This window comes from Billgrantia saliphila (assembly GCF_002930105.1).
Lineage (GTDB): Bacteria > Pseudomonadota > Gammaproteobacteria > Pseudomonadales > Halomonadaceae > Halomonas > Halomonas saliphila.
In genome coordinates, this window is the sequence record NZ_PJRN01000003.1 from 61,455 (window position 1) to 82,868 (window position 21,414).

The 21,414-nt window shown below is 64.5% G+C and carries 20 protein-coding genes and 1 other RNA gene; 9 read left to right on the plus strand and 12 right to left on the minus strand.

Features of this window, described 5'->3' with window-relative positions; all coding sequences use genetic code 11:
- Window positions 1-32: 32 nt before the first annotated feature.
- From recR to CYJ07_RS04030, 4 genes are all read right to left on the minus strand, one after another.
- Window positions 33-638, minus strand: a complete 606-nt coding sequence (gene recR, locus CYJ07_RS04015; RefSeq protein WP_104202404.1) for a recombination mediator RecR — start codon at window positions 636-638, stop codon at window positions 33-35.
- A gap of 148 nt (window positions 639-786) precedes the next feature.
- Window positions 787-1,113, minus strand: a complete 327-nt coding sequence (locus CYJ07_RS04020; protein WP_104202405.1) for a YbaB/EbfC family nucleoid-associated protein — start codon at window positions 1,111-1,113, stop codon at window positions 787-789.
- Between the two features lie 40 nt (window positions 1,114-1,153).
- Window positions 1,154-3,211, minus strand: coding sequence for a DNA polymerase III subunit gamma/tau (gene dnaX / locus CYJ07_RS04025; RefSeq protein WP_104202406.1), 2,058 nt, complete (start codon window positions 3,209-3,211; stop codon window positions 1,154-1,156).
- A gap of 136 nt (window positions 3,212-3,347) precedes the next feature.
- Complete coding sequence (locus CYJ07_RS04030; protein WP_156085467.1) at window positions 3,348-3,491, minus strand: hypothetical protein; 144 nt, start codon at window positions 3,489-3,491, stop codon at window positions 3,348-3,350.
- Between the two features lie 135 nt (window positions 3,492-3,626).
- On the opposite strand from CYJ07_RS04030, the gene CYJ07_RS20535 reads away from it, so the two are divergent.
- Window positions 3,627-3,776: a hypothetical protein gene (locus tag CYJ07_RS20535; RefSeq protein WP_231489529.1), complete on the plus strand. Its 150-nt coding sequence runs from the start codon at window positions 3,627-3,629 to the stop codon at window positions 3,774-3,776.
- Between the two features lie 6 nt (window positions 3,777-3,782).
- Window positions 3,783-4,910, plus strand: coding sequence for an ArgE/DapE family deacylase (locus CYJ07_RS04035; protein ID WP_231489530.1), 1,128 nt, complete (start codon window positions 3,783-3,785; stop codon window positions 4,908-4,910).
- 224 nt (window positions 4,911-5,134) lie between these two features.
- On the opposite strand, the gene CYJ07_RS04040 is transcribed toward CYJ07_RS04035, so the two are convergent.
- Together CYJ07_RS04040 and ffs are read right to left on the minus strand one after the other, a co-directional pair.
- A complete protein-coding gene (locus tag CYJ07_RS04040; RefSeq protein ID WP_104202408.1) occupies window positions 5,135-5,437 on the minus strand; it encodes a hypothetical protein in 303 nt (100 codons plus the stop codon).
- A gap of 281 nt (window positions 5,438-5,718) precedes the next feature.
- Window positions 5,719-5,815, minus strand: an RNA gene (ffs, locus tag CYJ07_RS04045) — signal recognition particle sRNA small type.
- A gap of 216 nt (window positions 5,816-6,031) precedes the next feature.
- On the opposite strand from ffs, the gene CYJ07_RS04050 reads away from it, so the two are divergent.
- On the plus strand, window positions 6,032-7,255 hold the full coding sequence (locus CYJ07_RS04050; protein ID WP_104202409.1) for an ATP-grasp domain-containing protein: 1,224 nt from the start codon (window positions 6,032-6,034) through the stop codon (window positions 7,253-7,255).
- Window positions 7,256-7,316: 61 nt separating this feature from the next.
- Window positions 7,317-9,350, plus strand: coding sequence for a hypothetical protein (locus tag CYJ07_RS04055; RefSeq protein ID WP_104202410.1), 2,034 nt, complete (start codon window positions 7,317-7,319; stop codon window positions 9,348-9,350).
- Between the two features lie 4 nt (window positions 9,351-9,354).
- Here the strand turns inward: CYJ07_RS04055 and CYJ07_RS04060 are convergent, their stop codons facing one another.
- The gene (locus CYJ07_RS04060; protein WP_104202411.1) at window positions 9,355-10,395 is read right to left on the minus strand and encodes an AbrB family transcriptional regulator; all 1,041 of its coding nucleotides are present in this window, start codon (window positions 10,393-10,395) and stop codon (window positions 9,355-9,357) included.
- Window positions 10,396-10,473: 78 nt separating this feature from the next.
- On the opposite strand from CYJ07_RS04060, the gene CYJ07_RS04065 reads away from it, so the two are divergent.
- Window positions 10,474-11,238 carry a TlyA family RNA methyltransferase gene (locus tag CYJ07_RS04065; RefSeq protein ID WP_104202412.1) on the plus strand — a complete coding sequence of 255 codons (765 nt, stop codon included), beginning with the start codon at window positions 10,474-10,476 and terminating at the stop codon, window positions 11,236-11,238.
- A gap of 8 nt (window positions 11,239-11,246) precedes the next feature.
- Here the strand turns inward: CYJ07_RS04065 and mscK are convergent, their stop codons facing one another.
- Window positions 11,247-14,648: a mechanosensitive channel MscK gene (gene mscK, locus CYJ07_RS04070; protein ID WP_104202413.1), complete on the minus strand. Its 3,402-nt coding sequence runs from the start codon at window positions 14,646-14,648 to the stop codon at window positions 11,247-11,249.
- Between the two features lie 203 nt (window positions 14,649-14,851).
- Between mscK and CYJ07_RS04075 the strand changes: the two genes are divergently transcribed.
- The 4 genes from CYJ07_RS04075 to CYJ07_RS04090 all read left to right on the plus strand — a co-directional run bounded on the left by CYJ07_RS04075 (window position 14,852) and on the right by CYJ07_RS04090 (window position 17,019).
- A complete protein-coding gene (locus CYJ07_RS04075) occupies window positions 14,852-15,910 on the plus strand; it encodes a phospholipase A (protein ID WP_104202414.1) in 1,059 nt (352 codons plus the stop codon).
- An 89-nt stretch (window positions 15,911-15,999) separates the two neighbouring features.
- Window positions 16,000-16,332, plus strand: coding sequence for an ElaB/YgaM/YqjD family protein (locus CYJ07_RS04080; RefSeq protein ID WP_104202415.1), 333 nt, complete (start codon window positions 16,000-16,002; stop codon window positions 16,330-16,332).
- Window positions 16,332-16,733, plus strand: a complete 402-nt coding sequence (locus CYJ07_RS04085) for a phage holin family protein (protein WP_104202416.1) — start codon at window positions 16,332-16,334, stop codon at window positions 16,731-16,733. The genes CYJ07_RS04080 and CYJ07_RS04085 overlap by 1 nt, the downstream gene beginning before the upstream one ends.
- Window positions 16,714-17,019 (plus strand): YqjK family protein, encoded by a 306-nt coding sequence (locus CYJ07_RS04090; RefSeq protein WP_104202417.1) that lies wholly within the window; start codon window positions 16,714-16,716, stop codon window positions 17,017-17,019. Before CYJ07_RS04085 ends, CYJ07_RS04090 begins: the two co-directional genes overlap by 20 nt.
- A gap of 48 nt (window positions 17,020-17,067) precedes the next feature.
- Here the strand turns inward: CYJ07_RS04090 and CYJ07_RS04095 are convergent, their stop codons facing one another.
- The 4 genes from CYJ07_RS04095 to CYJ07_RS04110 form a co-directional block, all read right to left on the minus strand.
- Window positions 17,068-17,721, minus strand: coding sequence for a TetR/AcrR family transcriptional regulator (locus tag CYJ07_RS04095; RefSeq protein WP_104202418.1), 654 nt, complete (start codon window positions 17,719-17,721; stop codon window positions 17,068-17,070).
- Window positions 17,722-17,796: 75 nt separating this feature from the next.
- Window positions 17,797-18,762, minus strand: coding sequence for an L-histidine N(alpha)-methyltransferase (egtD, locus tag CYJ07_RS04100; protein ID WP_104202419.1), 966 nt, complete (start codon window positions 18,760-18,762; stop codon window positions 17,797-17,799).
- Window position 18,763: 1 nt separating this feature from the next.
- Window positions 18,764-20,062, minus strand: coding sequence for an ergothioneine biosynthesis protein EgtB (egtB, locus tag CYJ07_RS04105; protein WP_104202420.1), 1,299 nt, complete (start codon window positions 20,060-20,062; stop codon window positions 18,764-18,766).
- Between the two features lie 129 nt (window positions 20,063-20,191).
- Entirely contained in the window at window positions 20,192-21,403 is a 1,212-nt protein-coding gene (locus CYJ07_RS04110; RefSeq protein WP_104202421.1) for a BaiN/RdsA family NAD(P)/FAD-dependent oxidoreductase, read from the minus strand.
- Window positions 21,404-21,414: the final 11 nt, after the last annotated feature.

Here is a 21,414-nt window from a genome sequence, read left to right on the forward strand (position 1 = left end):
CTTCGTCCAGCAGGGTCTCGGTTGAGCGGCGATCACTCGCCGCGAAACGGCAGCCGGCCATTGAAGGCGCGACTCAACGTGCCGCCGTCGACGTACTCGAGCTCGCCGCCCATCGGCACGCCGTACGCCAGTCGCGAGAGCGTGACACCATGAGGCGCAAGCTGGGCGGCGATGTAGTGCGCCGTGGCCTCGCCCTCCACGGTGGGGTTGGTCGCAAGGATCACCTCGGCAACACCGCCTTCTGCCACGCGCGCTTCCAGCTGGTCGAGCCCGATGTCCTCGGGGCCGATACCATCGAGCGGCGATAGATGACCATGCAGCACGAAATAGCGACCGCGATAGCCCCCTGCCTCTTCGATGGCGAGCTGGTCGGCAGGTGATTCTACCACGCACAGCAGGACGTCATCGCGCCGACCGCTGGTGCAGAGGATGCACACCTCCTCCTCGGTAAGGGTCCGGCAACGCCGGCAGTAGCCCACCTGCTCGAGCGCCTGTTCGAGCACGCCGGCCAAACGCCGGCCGCCATCGCGATCGCGCTCGAGCAGATGCATGGCCATGCGCTGGGCGGTCTTGGGCCCCACGCCCGGCAATACACGCAGCGACTCCATCAGCCGCTCGACAAGGGGGGAAAAGCTCATTAAGCACCTCTGGCTGACGCTGGCCGAAGCTCGGGCGAGCGAAGAACAGGCAAAGCAAGAGATCCTCGCGAGCGCAGCGCTTACCCAAGGTAAACGTACCTTCGAAAGGATCTTCGACGCGGCTTGATCGAGCGCTACTCAGCGTGCCTTAGAACGGCATCTTGAAGCCCGGCGGCAAATTCAGCCCTGCCGTGGCTTCCTCCATCTTCGTACGGGAGGTCGTCTCTACCTTGCGCACCGCGTCGTTGACCGCCGCGGCCAGCAGATCCTCGAGCAGCTCCTTGTCCTCCTCCATGACGCTCGGGTCGATATCGACCTTGCTCACGTCGTGGCGCCCGTTCATGGTGATCTTGACCATGCCGGCCCCGGCCTCGCCGGTCACTTCGGCCTTGGCGATTTCCTCCTGCACGCGCTGCATCTTCTGCTGCATTTCCTGGGCCTGCTTCATCAGGTTGCCCATTCCACCTTTCATCATGTCCGTTCCTCTCGCTAGGCAAAGTCGAAACTGCTGGGTGTCAGGCGCGGGGAGCGACATCCGCCGGCTTGACGGTCGAGGCGATCAATCGCGCCCCGAAGGCTTCCTGTAGCTGCTGAACCCGAGGATCCCGCTCCAGGGCCGCCACGGCCTCGGCATGGCGTTCGGCGGCTATCCGTTCGGCCTGCTGTCGCGGTGTCTCCACGTCCGTCGGCAGTGGCCCCGGCACTATTGCGAGCTGACGGGTCACACCTATCGCGGCGAGCGCCTGCTGCACGCGGCGCACATGGATCTCGGCGTTCATGGCCTCCTGCGAGGGGTCGAGACGCAGGGTCAAACGGTTGCCGTCGTCGGCTTCGACTACGCAATGAGCCGCAAGGTTGCGCGTCAGCCCCCCAAGTCCCAGGGAATCGAAGCTGGCGAGCCAACGCGCATGATCCCAGCGCCCTCCGGACGGAGCATCGGCCACCGGGGGTGCGACATGAGCCGTGACGCGCTCCCCCTCCGGGGCCGGGGACTCGTCGACGGAAACCGATTCGTAGACCGAAGCCGGCTCGGGTGCTTCGAGTACCGCAACATCGGTATCGTCCGCTTCTTGGCTCGTACTGCCCGGCCGAGCCTTGGAGACCATCGCTGTTTCATCCTGCGGCTCGCTGCGGCTCGGCATGGCATGGCGGGGCGCAGCGGACTCGGACGGCACGGAAGCATCCCCAGGCACCGGCCCGTGAACAGGCGAGGCCTCCTCCCAAGGCGGAGGCGGCTCATGGGCGAGGCTCGCCTCGGCCGCAGTTGACGAATTCGAGGTCGGCACAGGCTCGCCCGCGGATGCCGGTTGGCTCGGAATCGGCTCGGGCGCTTCCGGTCGCCGGGCCGGACTGGCCGCCGCTTCTGCCGGTGGTGTCGGCGGGGCGCCAGATTCGCCCTGAGCGGGGGATGACGTACCACCACCATTTTCACCGCGCAACGGCAGGGGCGTCGTGGCCGGCTGCGGCACGCCCTGTGGTCGAAAAGCCAGCATGCGCAGCAGAGTCATCTCCAGCGCGGTACGCAGGTCGGGCGCATGTTCCATGTCGCCGCGCCCTTGAACGCCGATCTGATAATAGAGCTGCACGTCCTCGGCGGTGAAACGCGAGGCCAGCGTCAGCACCGTGTCGCGATCGCCATGACCGTTATCCACCGCATCGGGCACCATCTGGGCCACGGCCAGACGATGCAGCACGGCACTGATGTCGTCGAGCACGGCGGCGAAGTCCGGACCCTGCTCGGCCAGCTGGGCCACCTCGCGCAGCACGCGCGCGGCATCGATGTCGGCAAGTGCCTCGACCAGTGCCAGCACGTGGCGATGGTCCAGGGTGCCGAGCATGGCGGCGACGTCGGCATGGCGTATCTGACCCTGCCCGAAGGCGATCGCCTGATCGGTGAGGCTCATGGCGTCGCGCATCGAGCCGTCGGCGGCGCGCCCCAGCAACCAGAGCGCGCTCTCCTCGAAGTCGATCCCCTCGGCCTCGAGCACCTTGGCCAGATGGGTGACGATGCGCTCCGGCGGCATGTTCTTGAGCGTGAACTGCAGGCAGCGCGACAGCACCGTGGCGGGCAGTTTCTGCGGGTCGGTGGTGGCGAGCAGGAACTTGACGTGGGGCGGCGGTTCCTCGAGCGTCTTCAATAGTGCATTGAAGCTGCTGGTCGAAAGCATGTGCACCTCATCGATGAGATACACCTTGTAGCGCCCTTGAGTGGGCGCGTACTGCACGTTGTCGAGCAGCTCGCGGGTATCCTCGACCTTGGTACGTGAGGCGGCGTCGACCTCGATCAGGTCGACGAAGCGCCCCTCGTCGATGGCGCGACAGCTGGCGCACTCGCCGCAGGGCGACGAGGTCACCCCATCGTCACCGCGCCCGCCGGCAGTGCAGTTGAGGCACTTGGCCAGAATTCTCGCCAGGGTGGTCTTGCCTACCCCCCGCGTGCCGGTAAACAGATAGGCGTGATGCAAGCGTCCCTGATCGAGGGCGTTGACCAGGGCGCGCTGGACGTGCTCCTGGCCCACCAGCTCATGGAACGTGCGCGGCCGCCACTTGCGGGCCAGGACCTGATAGCTCATGCGGCATGAAATCCTTGCAGCTGGGCTGGCTGGCAGCCGGCCTGGAAGCGTCGTCATGGGCAGGGAACGCCTGGCCATGACGGTCTGGAAAATAACTGCTCATTCTACCGGCTAAGGTCAGGGGCGCAAAGCCGCGTCAGCCGATGCCGTCACGATAGTCGCGAAGCAGCACCCTGCCCCGCTCGCGAATGAATTCGAGCGCCCTGGCCCGCTTCCAGTTGTCACGATAGACCAGCTCGAAACTGAACGTCATCGCCGGAATGAATGGGCGCATGACCATGAGGCAATTGTGGTTGGCAACCTTGCCGGTGCCATAGACTGCAGACAACCGTTCGTAACATAAAAAACAAACGGGCAGATTCGATGAGCCAAACCTCGCATTCCAACCTCGACGAGTATCGACTGGGAGATTGTGATGCTAGATAGCATCGAGAAGCGTATCGTCGCCCAGTGCGACGCGCTGATGGACGATACCTTGGCACTGACCCGCGACTTGGTGCGCGACTACAGCGTGCTGGGCCGGGAGCATGGCGCCCTGGAAACCATGCAGCGCTGGTTCGAATGACTGGACATGCCGGCAGTCAGGGTACCACTGGATGCGCCGGGCTTCGCCGACCATCACCACCGGGCGCCAACGTACTGGGACAACGCCGGCCGCTACAATCTGGTGGCCCGACTCAACGCCGATGCAGCGGGGCCGCACTTGGTGTTCAACGGCCACCTCGACGTGGTGCCCGCCGAGCCCATCGACATGTGGAGTCGCCCACCCTGGGAGCCGTGGGAAAAGGACGGCTGGCTCTACGGACGTGGCGCCGGGGACATGAAGGCCGGCATCGCAGCCATGATCATGGCCGTGCATGCCGTGCGCGAAGCCGGCGTGGTTATCGACTTCCCCTTGACCCTGCAGACGGTGATCGAGGAGGAGTGTACCGGTAATGGCGCGCTCGCCTGCCTACACCAAGGCTACAGCGGGGATTTCGTACTGATCCCTGAGCCCTTCGGTGCACAGATCTATGCCGGCCAGGTGGGCGTGCTGTGGTTTCGCATGCGCCTGGATGGCGTGCCGGCCCACGTGCTCGACACCCGCGCCGGCAGCAACGCCATCGAGGCGATACTCGACTACCTGCCTGCCTTCAAGTCACTGGAAGCCGAGATCAATGACCTGCCGCGCCAGCCTCCCTACGACGACCTGGATCACCCCTTCAATCTCAGCATCGGCAGTATCGAGGGCGGTAACTGGGCTTCCAGCGTGCCGGCGCACGCCGTCATCGAAGGGCGCGTCGGTTTCCCGCCAGGCATGACGCCCGCCGAGGTCATGCACCGGGTCCGCGAGACGGTCGAGAAGCGCCATGCCCTACTCGGCACCGGCAATCCCGCACCTCGGGTCGAATTCCACGGCTTCCGCTCCGAGGGATTGCTGGTCGATCTCGAGGCACCCGGCATCCGGCTGCTGTCGAGATGCCACCAGGACCTGCTCGGCGTAACGCCGGCCCGCTACCTCTCCACTTGCACCACCGACCTGCGCGCCTTCCACGTCAGTGGTGGAATCAACGGCACCTGCTACGGCCCCGTGGCCCAGCGCATCCACGGCGTCGACGAGTGTGTCGAGATCGACTCGATCCGTCACGTGCTGACCACCTATGCGCTATTCGTCCATCGTTGGGCGCGGTTGGCCGAATCCGGAGGAAGCGGCATATAAAAGACGCCATCTAATCGATTATGCCTGCAGTGTCTTCGCACTCGTCCGCCGCAGTCGGAGATGAACGCCCGGGCCACGACCCGCGACGACGCCCTGTCGCCCTGTCACCCAGGTGATCGGCGCCTAGTTGCCCGCCGCGATATTTCGCATTGTTGCGAACCGGAGCCTGAAACGCAGCGGGGAGGCCGTTGGCCTCCCCGCTTGCTTTATCCTTGAACGTCCTGTCAGGCGCAGTCCGCCGCGCCTTCACCGAACATGTCGAACAGCAGCTCGCGCCCCATGCCGGTCAGCACAAAGCGGCCCTGCTCGTTGTAAACGGCGGCTTCGCTGCTCTCGAGCACTCGCTGACAGGCTCGCCATTCCTTGGACGCCTCACGCAACTGGCGCAAGGCTCGGCTGTCGAGCCCGCGGAAGGGAACGGTGATCGTTTCCAGCACGTGGCCGTGCTGGTAGAGCAGGAAGGCAGCATTCGACAGGCACTGGCGCAAGCTGCGCTGAATAGCATCGTCCGGCGTGTCGGTATGCATGGCACCCTCCTCTCGTGGTATTTGCTGCATTGCATGATACCAGCGAGACGGCATTATACCAAGGTCTAATCAGACTTTAGGCGTAAATCTTTTCGAGCAGTTCGCAACAGCCAGGCTGCTGGTGCAGCAATTGGCTCGTGCTGCTGAGCTCCCAGTACACAGGGCAGGTGCTGAACGTGGTGACATCACGGTTCCAGGCATCGCGCCTAGCCGTGCCGTACGTCATGTTAGTCAGGCAGAACAAGAGGAAACGCGGGGAAGAAGGCCTCGAATGGAGGCGGCCCCGACAGCCACATCCCGGCACACGCGGCCACCGCTACCGTTGCTCCCTTCCGGGCCTGGCGGGGTTTGCGGTTTGGCGTTGCGGGAGGACCGACGGGGCCACCACGACACGATTCCTGCCGGGCGCAGACAGGCATCGAACTCGACGTAGCATCAAGGGCTTGACGAGTGCGCGAGCACTATACCAGCGGTGCCGGAGAGCAGCAAGGGCAGAGCCCCGGCGTGTTTGCCCTGTAAGGCAGCGAGGAATCAGCTAGGGTAAAGGAACGGTTTTGGTCGCAAAAGGAAGGACCCCCAACAGGAGACGTTCCAATGAACAAGAATCCCGACAAGGGCTATATCGCATTGCTAGGCTGGAGCCTGAACGCTATCGAAGCCGCGGAGAACTTTGATCGCCGTTATATTGTGGTGGCCCCCGAATGGGCGGAGGAGTATTGCCAGCAACATGACATCCCCCACGTTTCGTGGAATTTCGAACGGTTGAATGACCGCTCGATGGAGATCGCCGAAACCCTCAAGGAAATGGGCGTCGACGTGGCGATCCCGCTGTTCGAGGAAACAGTGGAATGGGCCGGCGCCATCAACTCGCTGCTGCTCGACAACCCGCGTCTCTACGGGCAATCGCTGCTGCTGCGCGACAAGGCCTTGATGAAGCGTCGCGCCCAGCTTGGCGGCATTCGCGTGGGCATTTTCGAGGAAGCCCACGACAAGGGCGACGTCATCCGTTTTCTCAAGCGAGTCAACCAAACCCTGCTCAAGCTCGACGGCGACCCCAACGACCCTATTCACCTGAAGGCTTTCGACAAGGCCGGCTGCCTGGGCCACCGGGTGATCCGCACCCCCGACGAAGTCGATACCATTCCCGACGAGGAGTTTCCGGTATTGATGGAATCGCACCTGGACGGCTGGGAGTTCGCCGTCGAGGCCTGGATTCATAACGGCAAGATCGCCTTCCTCAACATCTCGGAATACGTCACGCTGGGCTATTCGGTCTTCGTGCCCGCCTCGCCGGAGCTTGAGCAGTACCGCCCGCAGATAACCGCCCAGATCGAGAAACTGATAAAGACGTTCGATATCGAATTCGGCCTGATCCACCCCGAGTACTTCGTGACCAGCGATGGCGAGATGTACTTCGGCGAGGTAGCCTATCGACCGCCGGGCTTCAAGGTCTTCGAACTGCTCGAACGGGTCTACGGCTTCAATGCCTACCAGGCCAGCATGCTGGTCTTCGACCCCAAGAGCACTATCGAGGAGGTCAAGGCCTTCTTCCCCAAGGAGGTGGAGGACGCCAAGTGCTACGCCGGCTGCTTCGGTGTCTACCCTCGTCGTCGGGTGGTCAGCCGCCTGGAGATTCCCGAAGAGGTCGAGGACGACCCCTACTTCGAGTCGCATGAGCTCACGACGCCGATGGAAGAGACGGTCACCAAGCGCACGGCATTCGGCACCCACTGGGGGCTGATCTATTTCAAGGGCGAGGATCCGCATCGACTGAGAGACTTGCTCAAGCACCAGGAAGAACTTGATTTCTATATCTGAGCAAGGCGTCATGGTCATGACAGCCTGATCAAGAGGAGCCGGCGTGACCACGAACGGGCAAATGCAGGACGCCAGCCAGACTCTGGCAGGCGATGACAAGCTTCCCGGCCTGCTGGCGAAGTTCGACGAGGCCACCGCCCTGCTGGGCGAGTCTCGTGACTTCGCCAAACCCGGAAAGCTACCCCGCGTACTCGACACCGCCCGCCGCGTGCTGCTGCAACCGGGTGGTGCGTCGGCGCTGGAATTTCGCGCCAAAGCACTGGAGGAAGCCGGCGTATTTCAGGGCTCGGACTGGGAGACGCCGCAGTATCTGTTGCCCTCCCTGACCACCCATGCGCTCAAGAGCCCCAACGCCAATACTGTAGTGATCGAGGCATTAAGCGAGCTGCGATTGTTGGCGGTGGCCAAGGGCGACTACGTTCATCCGTTGATTTCGACCGAACAGGCCCATCATTACCTGACCCAGGCAATGGCGCTCAATCTCTGGCTGCTGTTCGGCGCCCCCAGCGAGGCCGAGCGGGAAACCCAGGGCCGGTTGGCGCAGATTCCCCGCCACCTGTTCCATCACCTGGCGGAGCGTATCGGCTACGAACATATCATCGACAAGCTGATCGAGGAGATCTGGCGAATCCTGCAGCAGCGTCCCATCCAGGTGGATGCCGTCAAGCAGATGATCACCCAGATAGCCATCTGCCAAGCCAATCCCGAGATCGACCTGGGCGTCAGTGGCCAGGGCGCCGATCGCCTGGTCAGTTCATTGTTCGGGCCCACCCAGGCTTGCCGCGAAGATCCAGGGCTGGAGGTCTATCGCGAACGGCTCTCCAGCATGGACAACGCCGCCCTGCAGAGCGAGGCCACCGGTTTCGCCCGCGCCATGCACGATACCGGCCTGGTCTCGGCCTATCACCCGGTACTGCTACGCCATCTGCTCGACCACAGTGACCATCTGCTGACCGAGGCCCTGGGCCTCTCCTCGACCGGCAGAGATTGTCTGCTGTGCTATCGCGAGCTGGTCCATGCGCTGATCCGCAGCGCAGTGCACCCGCCCACTCCCCAAGCCGTCTACGGTCTGGCGTTGATGCTCGAGCGCGGCATTCTCTATCAACCTCCGGTGGCTCCGGCCATGTGGCGCCAGCTGGGCCTGCCGCTCTCGGAGTGGTCGCAGGCGCGTCTCAACCTCGCTTTCGGCGAGACGATTTCCCCAAGGGCGCGGCTGCTGGAAGGGGTATTGTGCATGCTTGGCCAGCCCCTGGGTGTCGGCCAGGGCAACAACCCGACCTGCCAATCGGCGCGCGCCCTCTCCATGTGGGCTTACAACGATCCCGACTACCTGCTGCAGATGGTCGCCTGGGCGGCTCGCGACGACGAGATCATCATGCACTTCGAGGGCCAAGCCATCTCCTCGATGGAGAGCCTGGGCGGCGTGGCCCACAGCCTGCCCATGGATCTCGATCCGGTATCGTTGATCGTGGTCCCCCACCTGGACAGAATCTACGCCGAGATGGGACGGCGCTGCGTCGATCGCGAAGGCGATCCGCACCGCTGGGTCAATCCCGAATTTCACGGCTGGTGGTCGGGTCGTGGCTTTCGTATCAACGTCGACGTGGCCACCGGCATGCTGCATGAGGTCGATACCTTCCTGCGTCACTTCTATGCCAGCTACCACCCCTACTACAACGGCAACCAGCCGTTGATTCACCCCCAGCCGGCCGGTATCGCCGTGACCGACAGTGCGGCCCGCTTCATCGGTTGGCATGCGATTACGGTGCTGCGGGTGTCACTGGATCCGACGGACGTCATGCGGGTCTACTTCTACAATCCCAACAACGACAGCGGCCAGGACTGGGGTGACGGCATCAAGGTAAGCACGGCAGGGCACGGCGAACGCTTCGGTGAAGCCTCGCTGCCCTTCGAGCAGTTCGCCTCACGCCTATATATCTTCCACTACGACCCGCTCGAGCGCGGCGAGCTGGCCCAGATCACTCAAGAGGAGATCGACCGCGTCACCGTCTATCTCTACCGCAGTTGGGGCGCCGACCGAGTGCCTGCGTCCGATCTCCAGGCCGATGCCGGGGCGGGGCCCGGACACGGCTGAGCCTCTACCCTCCGCCCCGCTCATCGTGGCGTAACAGCCAGCGCGCCCAAAGCGGGGCGAAGAGCATCAGCGCCACCATGCGCAGCAGGTGGTGAAAGGCCACGAAGACCGGATCGAGTTCCAGCGCCACGGCCAGAATGGCCATCTCGCCGATGCCGCCCGGCGCCAGCGCCAGTAGCGCCACGTCGCGCGGCACGCCCACCCCTAGGTGGATCAGTTCGGCGAACACGGCCAGCACCGCCAAGGCCGCCAGCGTGGCGACGAGGGCCTCGAACAGATAGCGCCCCAGCCGTGCCGAAGAGAGCCCGCGGAAGCGCGAACCGATGGCGCAGCCCAGCACCCAGAGCATCAGGTTCATGCCCCACTCCGGTAGCCGCAGGCTGGCGATGTCGAAGCCGGAAAGCAGAGCGGCGAACAGCAGCGGCGCAAGCAGCGTGGGCGTGGGCAGACGCAGCCAGCGCCCGAGCGGGAAAAGCAGCGGCAGGAACAGCAGCATCCAGGGTGCCGAGAGGGCCTGATCGACGGCCGCTTCCATCTCGGCGCCGCTCGCCCCTTCATAAAACCAGAACAGCGGCGGCAGGAGGAGCACCACCAGCACCACGCGCAGCGACTGGGCGATGGCGATACGTTGTGCGTCGCCACCGCATTTCTCGCCCATCAGTATCATCGCCGTCATCGCCCCGGGTGCCGAGGCGAACCAGGCACTCACCGAATCGAAACCGCGGTACCGATACCAGGCCGCGGCCACGGCGGTGGATAGCGCCACACCGGCGAGCAGCAACAGGGCCGATAGCGGCCAGTCGAGCATCCTCTCGGCCAACTGTGGGGTCACACGGCTGCCCAGTACCAGGCCGAGCACGCCGAGAAAGCCTTCGCGCAGCGGCTCCGGCACGCCGACTGAAATCCCTCGGGCCGAAATGACGAGATTGGCCACGAGCGGCCCCAGCATCCATGCTAACGGCAGACCGACGAGATGAAACACCACGCCGCCGACAGCCCCGGTGGCCAGCGACCGGACCAGCAGCTTGGTTTCTCTTCGACTCACGCGATCTCCTTTGTTAACGGGCTAACGAACTGATTATGCCATAATGCCGCCCTGTCCCTCTGACCGCCGGTGAGTTCCATGCTCCGCCTCGATCAATTGCTCGTCACCCAGGGCCTGGCCCGCTCGCGTACTCGTGCACAACGGCTGATTCGCCATGGCCGGGTCAGCCTGGCGGATACGGGGCGGATACTGGCCAAGCCCGGCGAGAAACTCCCCGAAGAGGTGCGGCTGAACGTGACGGACGACCCCGAAGAACGCTATGTCTCGCGCGCCGGACTGAAGCTCGAAGCACTGATCGACGCCCTGAGCCTATCGCTGGAAGGCAAGCTGGTGCTCGACGTCGGCCAGTCCACCGGCGGCTTCACCGATTGCGCGCTGGCCTTCGGCGCCAGCCATGTGATCGGCGTGGAGGTGGGCCACGGACAGCTCGATTCCGAACTGCGCGGCGACCCTCGCGTCACCTGCCTGGAGGGACTCAACGCCAGGACCATGACCGACGAGCTGCGCCTGCACGAGGCGCTGGCGGCCCGCGGCGCCACGGGTCCCGATGTGGCGGTAATGGATGTCTCGTTCATCTCGCAGACATTGATCCTGCCACAGCTGGCCGCTCTGCTGCCCTCGAGTGCCGAGCTGCTGAGCTTGGTCAAGCCGCAGTTCGAGGTGGGTCCGGGCGGCGTCAATGCGCGCGGCATCGTGGCCGATCCGGCCCGCTACGCCGAGGTCGAAGTCAACATTCGCAATGTCTGCGAGGCATCCGGTCTGCGTGTGATGCACTGGCAGGAAAGCCCGCTGCAGGGCGGCGACGGCAATCGCGAATTCCTGCTCTACGCGATGAAGGGATAGCGGCCACCTCAGCGGCCGTCACCCCCGCCACCGTCACCGTCGCCGCTACTGCCGATCTCGATCTCTCCGGGATCGCCCGCGGCGCCGGGGGGAGGAAACTGCTCTCCGCAGCCATCCGTCGGCGTCACCGTCTGCACCTTCTTCTTCGCCTCGTCGCCAGCGCGGTGCAGCCAGACGTCGAGCTGATTGAAGGCGATGTCGATACCGTGCTCGTGGAACAGCTCACCCACTCGGCAGTTGATCTCGTCGGTAGCGAAGAGTCGATCGCCCAGCGAGTTGACGAACACTCGCAACTCGAAGGTGAGCGTGCTCTCGCCGTAGTTCATGAAGAATACCTGCGGTTCCGGATCGCCCAGCACCCGCGGGTTCTCGTCGGCAACCCGACGCAGCAGCCGGTGCACCAAACGCTGATCCGAGCCGTAGGCGACACCGAAGGTGAGCACCACCCGGGTGATGGTGTCCGACAACGACCAGTTGATCAGTTGGTCGGTGACGAAGGTCTTGTTGGGAATGATGATTTCCTTGCGGTCGAAGTCCGTCACCGTGGTCGCGCGGATACGGATGCGGCTCACCGTACCGGTGAGGTTGCCCAGGGTGATGGTGTCACCGATACGCACCGGCCGCTCGAACAGGATGATCAAGCCCGAGACGAAGTTGGCGAATATCTCCTGCAGGCCGAAGCCAAGTCCCACGCCCAGCGCCGCCACCAGCCATTGCAGTTGGCTCCAGGCCACGCCCAAGGTGGCCAGCGAGACGACCAGCCCGGTACCGATGATGGTGTAGGAGAGTAGCGAGGTGATGGCATAGGCACTGCCCTGCTTCAATTCCAGCCGCGACAGCACCATCACCTCCAGAAGACCGGGCAGGTTGCGCGCCATTACCACCGTGAGGACGAAGATCAACAGCGCCGTGAAGATATCCGCCACCGACAGCGCGCTGGTGACGAGCTCCGAGCCCACCCCGTCGCTGGCCTCCCAGATGGCCACGTCATCGAGGTAGCCGAGCACGGTGAGCAGGTCCGACCACACCAGGTAGAGCAGTACGGCGAAGCCGATCAACAGGATGAGCTTGGACAGACGCAGCGACTGCTGGTTGATCTGCTCCATGTCCAGCGGCGGCTCTTCGACCACTTCGATGGCACCCTCGGCGCCCTCCTGCGCCTGGGCGCGACGACGCGTCAGCGCCCGCTTGAAAGCCAGCCGCCTGGCCGCCACCGCCAGGCCGCGCACCAGGGAGGCTTCGACCAGAATCCACATCGCCATCAAGTAGAGCGTGATGACGAAGCGCCCCACCAGGCTCAGCGCGGTATATTCGTAGCCGGACATGATCAGGCCCACCAGCGCCACGGGCACCGCCGCCATGATCAGCCCCAGCACCAGACGGAACAGCTTGACGCCGAAGAATGGCGTGTGTGCCAGGATCAGACGCGCCAGCAATACGCTCATGGACAGCAGGCCGGCCACCAGCAGGCCCAGCGCCAGCGGCCGCTGGGTCAGACTGATCTCACCGTCGCGGGCCAGGATGGCGATCAACAGCACCGGTATCAGCGCCACTCCCAGCCAGCCCAGTAGCCAGCGCAACCGAGCGACGTAGCCTGCCGGCCAATAGAAATGCTTGGTTGCCACCCCATCGCGCACCAGCAGCCGCCGCGACCAGGCAATGAAAGCCCAGGCCAGGGCCAGATGCCAGAAGGCCTGGCCGAGCCCGACAGCAATGCCTTGACCGGCGGCGACCAGCGCCGAGCCGAACCCGGCCAGGGTCAACGGGCCCGGCAGCGCCAGCAGCGCATTGAGCGCCACCGCCTGGGGCGTATGCGCCTGTGAATCGCTGCGCAGTCGACCGATCTGGTCGTGCAGCACGGCCAGCCGTCGCTGGATGCGGCGGCGCAGGCCCAGCAGCGCCAGGGCAGCCAGTACGAAAGGCAACCCGGCAATCGCCTCGATCCCCGGCTTGCGCCAATGCACCGGCAATACCTCGCGCCACTCGCCCTGCTGCCACTCGGAAGCCAGATTGTTGGGAAGATGGCGGAACCAGGCCAGATCCAACGGCCGGGTATTGGCGATCCAGAACAGCTGCTCGTCGATGGTGGTACGCAGATCGAGCGAGGTTTCCAGGAGCTGCTGCTGGTTGAGCTGCAGCTCGATGGCGGCACTCAGCAGGCCGCCATAAGTCTGCTCGAGCTGATCGACCAGTTGACGCCGCGATTGGTAGAGGCCCTGCAGCGACTCCACCAGCGCCTCGCTGACCTCGACGCCCGCCTCCTCGAGTCGCTGGCTGGCCAGCCGTTCGCTCTGGCGCAGGGCGTCGCGCTGTCTCACCAGATCGAACTGGCGCAGGCGCAAGTCGGCGATCTCATCCTGCAGGTTGCCCCGGGCGTCCACCTGCGGCAACGAGCGGCGCTGCTCACGCAGGATGCGCGACAGGAGCAGGCTGCCGCGGATCGCCTCGATCTGCTCGTTCAAACTGCGCTGCAGTTGGCGCACGTAATCCAACTGGCTTCGGGTCGCCAGGCTTTCGCGGACCAGCCCGTTGTGGCGGTCATTGGCTTGCAGCAGCTCGAGGCTGAGGTCGCGGTTGATCTGCTGGGCACGCTCCAGCACCGGATGCCCCGCCTCGAGCAGCGGATCGTCCCGGGCGGCGTCGGCGATCGCCTGCTCCGAGGCGATACGGCGCTGACGGTCGATCACGCTCTGCAGCAGGGTCAATTCGGCTTCCTGGCGCGCGATCTGCTGAGTCAGCAGGTCGCGGCGCTGCTGGGCCAGCTCGCGCAACCGGGTGTTGCTGCCCAGTTCTCGCTGATGCAGCCGCAGGGTGCGCTCGGCCAGGCGCCGCTCGACGCGCAGCTGCAACAGCCGCGGCGACTCCTCGCTGGCCCCCTGGCCCTCCAGCGCATCCAGCGACCGGCGCGTGCGCTCGGCAGCCTGCATGGCATCGGAGATCGCCTGCTGTGCCCGCTCCGGCAGGGTCTGGGCGGAAAGCAGCTGGGCGCTGACATCGGCCAGGCGGTCCTGCAGCTGCTGCAGCTCGAACACCGCTTCCTGCTGGCGATACTCCAGCTCGTCCAGCGGCACGTCGTCCAGGTCGGAGGCCGAGCGCTCCAGCGCGGCTTCCTCCTCCTGAAGCAGCTCTCGTTCGAGGCGAAGCAGCTCACCGGGCGCTGCCTCCAGCCGCTGTTCCAGCGCCTCGAACCGCTCCTCGACGCTCGTCAACTGCTCCAGTGCCGTCAGGGTCGCCTCGAGGGCTTCGATATCGCGCCGCTCCGCGTCGCCGACGCTCTGCCCCTCCTCGGGGCGCAGCTCGGCCAGACGCGCCTCGATCGCGTCGCGATCGGGCAGGTCGTCATCGGCCATGGCCGGGAACCCAGCCAGGAGCAGTAGCATCAGCAGAAAGCACCAGCCGACGAGGTCCATCGAAGGATCGACTCGCCGTCGGTAACAAGGGAGAAGGTTGTACAGTTTGCTCACACTAACTCTCGGTTGGACTGGCCCTGACCCAGGGCCGATTCTCGGCCTCCGCGCACGGCAAGGCAATGGGCGTAAGCCATTCTTATGGTTGACTTGTCACAAGGGCATGGTAGAAACGGCGTTCAACCTCCGCTTTCGGTTCCGCCCTTATGCTGCCACTCCGCCTCGTTACGCCGGCTTTCCTTCTGCTTATGCTCGGCACCGCCGATAGCGTATCAGCACAGGCGCCTCCTCTTACAGAGGCGGAGCGCGCCGCCATCGAGGCCCGCGTCGAAACCCTGAGCGAGGAGTTGGATACCTTGCGCCGGCAACTCGCGGAGGATCGGCTCGAGCCGGACGAACGGCGTCTCGGTCTGGATGAGGTGCTGACCATCGCCTCCGAACAGGAGCTCGAGTCGGTGCAAGAACGCCGCCAGCTCGAACGCGAGTCCATGCGCAACCCCTTTTCCATCACCGCACACCGGCGCAATTATCTCTTGCCGTTGAATTACGACCGTCGTCCCAACGAGGAAGTCTTCGGCGACGTCGACAGGGATGGGACGCCCGATCGCGCCGAGGTCAAGTTTCAGTTCAGTGCCAAGTTCAACCTGATCGAACAGCTCTTTGGCGACTACGGTGGCGATCTCTATTTCGCCTATACCCAACGCAGCTGGTGGCAGGCCTATAACACCGACTCTTCTTCGCCATTCCGCGAGACCAACTACGAACCTGAATTCTTCATCGATTTCGAGAACCGCCTGTCGCTGCTGGGCTGGACCAATGTCAACAACCGATTGAGCTTCAATCACGAATCCAACGGTCGCTCGGGGGATATGTCGCGCAGTTGGAACCGCGTCATTCTCGAGTCGACTTTCATCAATGACGACTGGCTGGTCAGCGTGGCGCCCCATTGGCGAGTGCCGGAGTCGGCAGGAGATGACGACAATCCCGATATCGAGCGCTATCTGGGCTATGGCGAGATCACGGTCGCCCATCGCATGGGCGACAATGAGGTGGCCGTGCAATGGCACGGCAATCCTGGCGCCGGTCACATGGGTACCCGAGTGGATTATTCCTGGCCGCTGCATGGCAATATCCGTGGCCATTTGCAGTACTTCTACGGCTACGGCGACAGCATGATCGACTACGATCATCGTACCCAACGCGTCGGTATCGGCTTCAGCCTCAACCCCATTTTCTCGGGTAGCAGTTCGCTTATTGCCGAATGACGCCGTTCCGTGATGCAGCGAGGCGGCATTGAAGTCGCTGTTACGGCTGTTATGCTGAACGAGTCATTCATTGTCAAAGGAAGACTGTCATGGCCTCACGCACACCGCACGTGGACGAAACCACCCGCCAGCTGAAAGAGGATCTCCAGCACCTGTCCCATACCATCGAGGAGCTGGTTAGCGCGACGGCCGACGACTCCCGCGGCAACATCAAGGAACTGAGGGAACGCGCCGAGAAGCGGCTCAAGGAAACTCGCCAACGCCTCGAAGCCCGGGGTGAGCGACTCTACGGCGAGGCCCGTGATTCGATCAGCCATCAGGTCGATAGCTGCGACCGCTACGTCCACGAGAATCCATGGACCAGTATCGGCATCGGCGCCATCCTGGGCATGATCATCGGCATGTTGATCGGGCGACGCTGATGGCGTCTGGCGAAGGCCCCACGCAGCGCCTGATCGCTGCCGGCAGGCGCCTGTTATCCAGCCTGATGGCTTCCGGCGAGACGCGTATGCGTCTCGCCGTGCTTGAGCTGGAAGAGGAGCGTGCCCGTCTCGCTACCCTGATACTGCTACTGGGCATCAGTCTGGTACTGGTGATGTTCGGCCTGGGCATGCTGATGCTGCTTGTGGTGGTGTTGTTCTGGGAGACCCATCGCCTGGCCGCCATCGGCATCAGTGCCGCAGTGCTATTGGGCGGCGGTCTGCTCGTCGCCCTGCAGGCGATGCGCTTGGCACGCCGCCGCAGCCTGCTGAAGGAAACCCTGGCCCAGTTGGCCCTGGATCGTCATCTGCTGGAGAGCCAACGTGACACGCCGCACTCGTGACTCGCGCCGGGCACGCGCCGAGCGCAAGGCCGAGCTGATCGCCATGATCGAGCAGCAGCGCATCGACATGCTGGTCGAGGCGAGCCGCTGGCAGCAGGCAGGCCGATCGCTCGATAAGGGCTGGCAGCGCCTGGCGCGCTACCGTGGGCTGCTGTACGTGGCGGGTGGGGCTCTGCTGGTGGGCAGTGCCCGAAGACCTCACTCGCTGGCTCGCCTCGCCAGGCGACTCGCCGCGGGAGGGCTACTGCTCAATCGGGCGCGGCTCCTCCTACGCCAGCTTCGCTGACGCCGGGCGAGCCTGAACGGCATAACTCATATCGCCAATCCTAAAGTCCTACAGTTGCGCGTCGGCGTGGCGCTCACGCCGCTTAGCCGCTCCCGGCACCCACTTCATGCAGCTTTCGCCAAGCTTGAGCTGACGCTCGACGAAGCGCCGCGTGTGTCGCTGCCCCTCGCTGGTATCTATCGACCAGACCGCCAGTGCCGCCATGAACAGCTGGGTCAAAGCGATTTCCTCGAGCTGGGCGCGGCGGGTTCCGTAGCGAGCCTCGAGCCGCGCTGCTTCGCGTAGCCACTGCACGGTGCGCGACAGGTCGAACACCATCGGGACCCAGGTATGCAGATGCGGCAGGTGCGCCTTGGTGCGCAGCATTTCCACCGTCACCCGGCGATGCGCACCAAAGGCACCGAACCAGGCCAGCAGGCAGTGCTCGATGCGCACCCGCTCGGGCCAGTCGTCGAAGGTATCGGGCTTGTCGGCCAGCATCGCGCGCCAGCCGCGTTGGAACCAGGCGTTGGCCACGTCGTCCATGTCGCGGAAGCGCTCCAGCACGACCGACATGGGCAACCCGAGGCCTCGGGCGACTTCACTCAAACGTACCGCTCGCCATCCCCGCTCCTCGGCCTGACGAACGGCTTCGTCGACGATACCGTCGACGAAGGGAGACGTGCTGGACTCGGATGAGTCGTGAATGGCGATCATGGTCATGGCGGGCCCCGACTTGCAGCGTTTTCCTGCTATGGAGCATAGACCGGAATCGACACATGATCCCTCGTTCGAGCTTTACCCTCCCCGCTCCAGGTAGTGGATACAGAACAACGCGTCGGGATCGGTCCATTGGGCACGCGGCTCGAAGCCGGCACAGGCGGCCAGGCACTGAAAGCCATCGATGCTGTACTTGTAGGAGTTCTCGGTGTGCAGCGATTCACCCTCGGTAAAACGAATGCGCTCCCCCGCCACCCGAATCGACTGGTCGCATCGACTCACCAGATGCATCTCGATGCGCGAATCACGCTCGTTGTAGAAGGCGCGGTGACTGAAGTGGCGCGGCTCGACGTCAGCGTCGAATTCATGGCGCAAGCGCTCCAGCAGGTTGAGGTTGAAGGCCGCCGTGACGCCTGCCGCATCGTTGTAGGCGGCATCGAGCACGGCACGATCCTTGATCAGGTCGACGCCGATCAGCAGACCGCCGCCGACGGGCAGCAGCTCTGCCAGGCCGCGCAGGAACCCCTCGGCCTCGTCGGGGGTGAAGTTGCCGATGCTCGAACCGGGGAAGAAGGCCACCGGCCGCTCCCCGCCGAATCCCTCCGGCCAGGCCATCGGGCAGGTGAAGTCGGCGCAGGCGGCATGCACCTCCAGCCAGGGGTAGTCGCTCGCAAGTTGCCGGGTACTCTCCAGCAGGAAGTCGCGCGAGATATCCACTCCCAGATAGCAAGCAGGACGCAGCGCCTCGAGCAATAGACGCACCTTGCGGCTGGCCCCGCTGCCGAGCTCGATCAACGCGGCGTGGGGTCCGACCACCTCGGCGATCTCGGCCGTCGCGGCACTCAATATTGCCTCCTCGGTGCGGGTCGGATAATACTCCGGCTGGCGACAGATGGCGTCGAAAAGCTCCGAGCCGCGCCGGTCGTAGAGGAACTTGGGCGACGTGAACTTGGGCGTGGACGCCAACCCCGCCAACAGCTCTTCGCTCAGCGAAACCGCCGCGGCCGGCGGATGCTGATCGTGGAAACGAACGAACGGCTCCATGTCATGCCTCCCTGGCCAGCCGGAAGCCGGAGAACGCCCAGCGCGCATACGGTGGGAAGAAGTTGCGATAGGTCGGACGAATGTGCTCGGCCGGCGTGGCGCAACAGCCTCCACGCAGGACCATTTGTCCCGACATGAACTTGCCGTTGTATTCGCCCAGCGTGCCCGGCAGGGTCCGAAAGCCCGGATAGGGCCGATAGGCGCTTCCAGTCCACTCCCAGACGTCACCGAACAGCTGCATGGGCTCCTCGTCCCGCGCTGCGGCGACAACCGGCTGGAGGCAATCGGCGTCAACGAAGTTGTCGCTCATGGTGACGTCGCGGGCGGCGACTTCCCACTCCGCCTCGCTGGGCAGGCGAGCCCCTGCCCAGCGGGCGTAGGCATCGGCCTCGAAGAAGCTGACGTGAACCACAGGCGCATGCGAATCCACCGGGCGCAGTCCGCCCAAAGTGAAGTGATGCCAGTCGCCGTCACGCTTCACCCAGTACAGCGGTGCGTGCCAGCTCCCTTGGCCGACCTGCCGCCAACCGTCCGAAAGCCACAGCTCGGGCCGCTCGTAGCCGCCATCCTCCATGAAGGCGAGAAACTCGCCGTTGGTCACGGGACGATTGGCGAGCTGAAAGGCTTCGAGGAACTGGCGATGGCGTGGGCTCTCGTTGTCGTAGGCGAAACCATCGCTGGCCATGTCGTGGCCGATGGTGCGAATACCGGCCGCACGGTCGAACCAGGCAAGTGCAACGGGCGCCTGATGCAAGGGCGGAACGAGATCCTCGCGGTAGGCGGGGCACAGCGGGTTCTGGGCCAGGATGTGCTTGATGTCCATGAGCAGCAGTTCCTGGTGCTGCTGTTCGTGATGCAGCCCAAGCTCGAGTCGTCGGACGATCTCCCCGCCATGCTCCGCGGGCAGCGATTCGAGCAGCTCCGCCATGGCGGCATCGACATGGGCGCGAAAGCGATAAACGTCGGCCACGGTAGGACGCGACAGCGTGCCTCGGCGAGGACGGGGAAACGGCACCCCGTGCGTTTCGTAATAGGAATTGAAGAGAAAGTCGTAGACGGGATCGAGCGGTCGGTAGCGGGGCAGGAAGGGAGCGAGAATGAAGGCTTCGAAGAACCAGGTAACGTGGGCGAGATGCCACTTCGGCGGGCTGACGTCATCCATGCTCTGTATGACGAAGTCCTCGGTGCAGAGCGGTGCGCAGAGCCTTTCGGATGCCTGCCGTATGCGCTGGTAGCGTCTCAGCCACTCTTTGGCGTGCAGGTTGTCGGGCGTTTCGAGCTGTTGGGCGAAGGGGGGCATGTTGCTCTCCTGTGACGGGCCACGGCGTGGCGGACCGATTCCACAAGCGTAGCAACGCTCTTTCCAACGTCAGGTTACGAAGCGTAATCCTTTGTCGCCCAGCGAGGCATCACCGCGCCACAGGGGCCTTCAAAGCGCCGAGCCGCAGGCGACTCCAGAGGCCCACGCCCACTGGAAGTTGTAACCGCCCAGCTCTCCGGTGACATCGAGCACCTCGCCGATGAAGCGCAGCTGGGGCAATCCTGAAACGGAAAAATCCCGAGAGGAGATCGCACCGGTATCGACGCCACCCAGAGTGACCTCGGCGGTGCGCCAGCCTTCGGTGCCGGCGGGCCTGAGGCGCCAGGCACCGAGACGTTCGCGCCATGCCCCGATACGCGCATTGGACAGCTCGGCCAGGGTGGGGTCCTCGCCATACCACTCGCCCAAGGCTTGAGCCAGGCGGCGCGGTAAGCGTTCACCGAGCCAGGTGGAGAGCTGACGACGAGGCGTCTCGCGGCGCGCCGAGGCCAGGGCATCGGCGAGATCGATGCCCGGCAGCAGGTCGATCTCGAGTTCGTCGCCGGGCTCCCAGTAGCTCGATATCTGCAGCATGCCCGGGCCGGAGAGGCCGCGATGAGTAAACAGCATCGGCTCGCGGTAGCGCCTCTCCCGCCCCGGTCCCCGGCGCTGCCCGTCGCGCACGACACCGACCGCCACGTCGCAGGCCACACCGGCCAGGTCGGCCGCACGCGACTTCCACTGGGACGTCAGCGTGAAGGGCACCAGCGCCGGCCGCGTCTGCGTTACCGCCAAGCCGAACTGACGTGCGATGTCATAGCCGAAGCCGCTCGCCCCCATGGTGGGAATCGACAGCCCGCCGGTGGCGATCACCACGGCGCCGGTATCGAGGGTACCGCTGGATGACGTCAGCCGCATGCCCTCCCCGCGACGCTCGAGCCGCTCCACCCGACAGTTCAACCGAAGCGTCACGCCGGCCCAGTCGCACTCGGTAAGCAGAACCCCGAGCAGCTCCTTGGCCGAGTGGGCGCAGAACAATTGTCCCGGCGCCTTCTCGACGTACTCCACGCCATGGCGCTCCACCAGCTCAACAAAATGCTCCGGGCGATAGCGCTTCAGCGCGGATATGCAAAAGTGCGGATTGGCGGAGAAGAAATTGGCCGGTCCCGTCGCCAGGTTGGTGAAGTTGCAGCGCCCTCCCCCCGACATCAGGATCTTCTTGCCGGGCTTGTTGGCGTGGTCGACGACCAGCACGCGGCGTCCGGCGTAGCCGGCAGTCAGCGCACACATCAATCCGGCAGCGCCGGCGCCGATAACTACCACATCGAAGGAAGATGGCATCGCGTTTCACC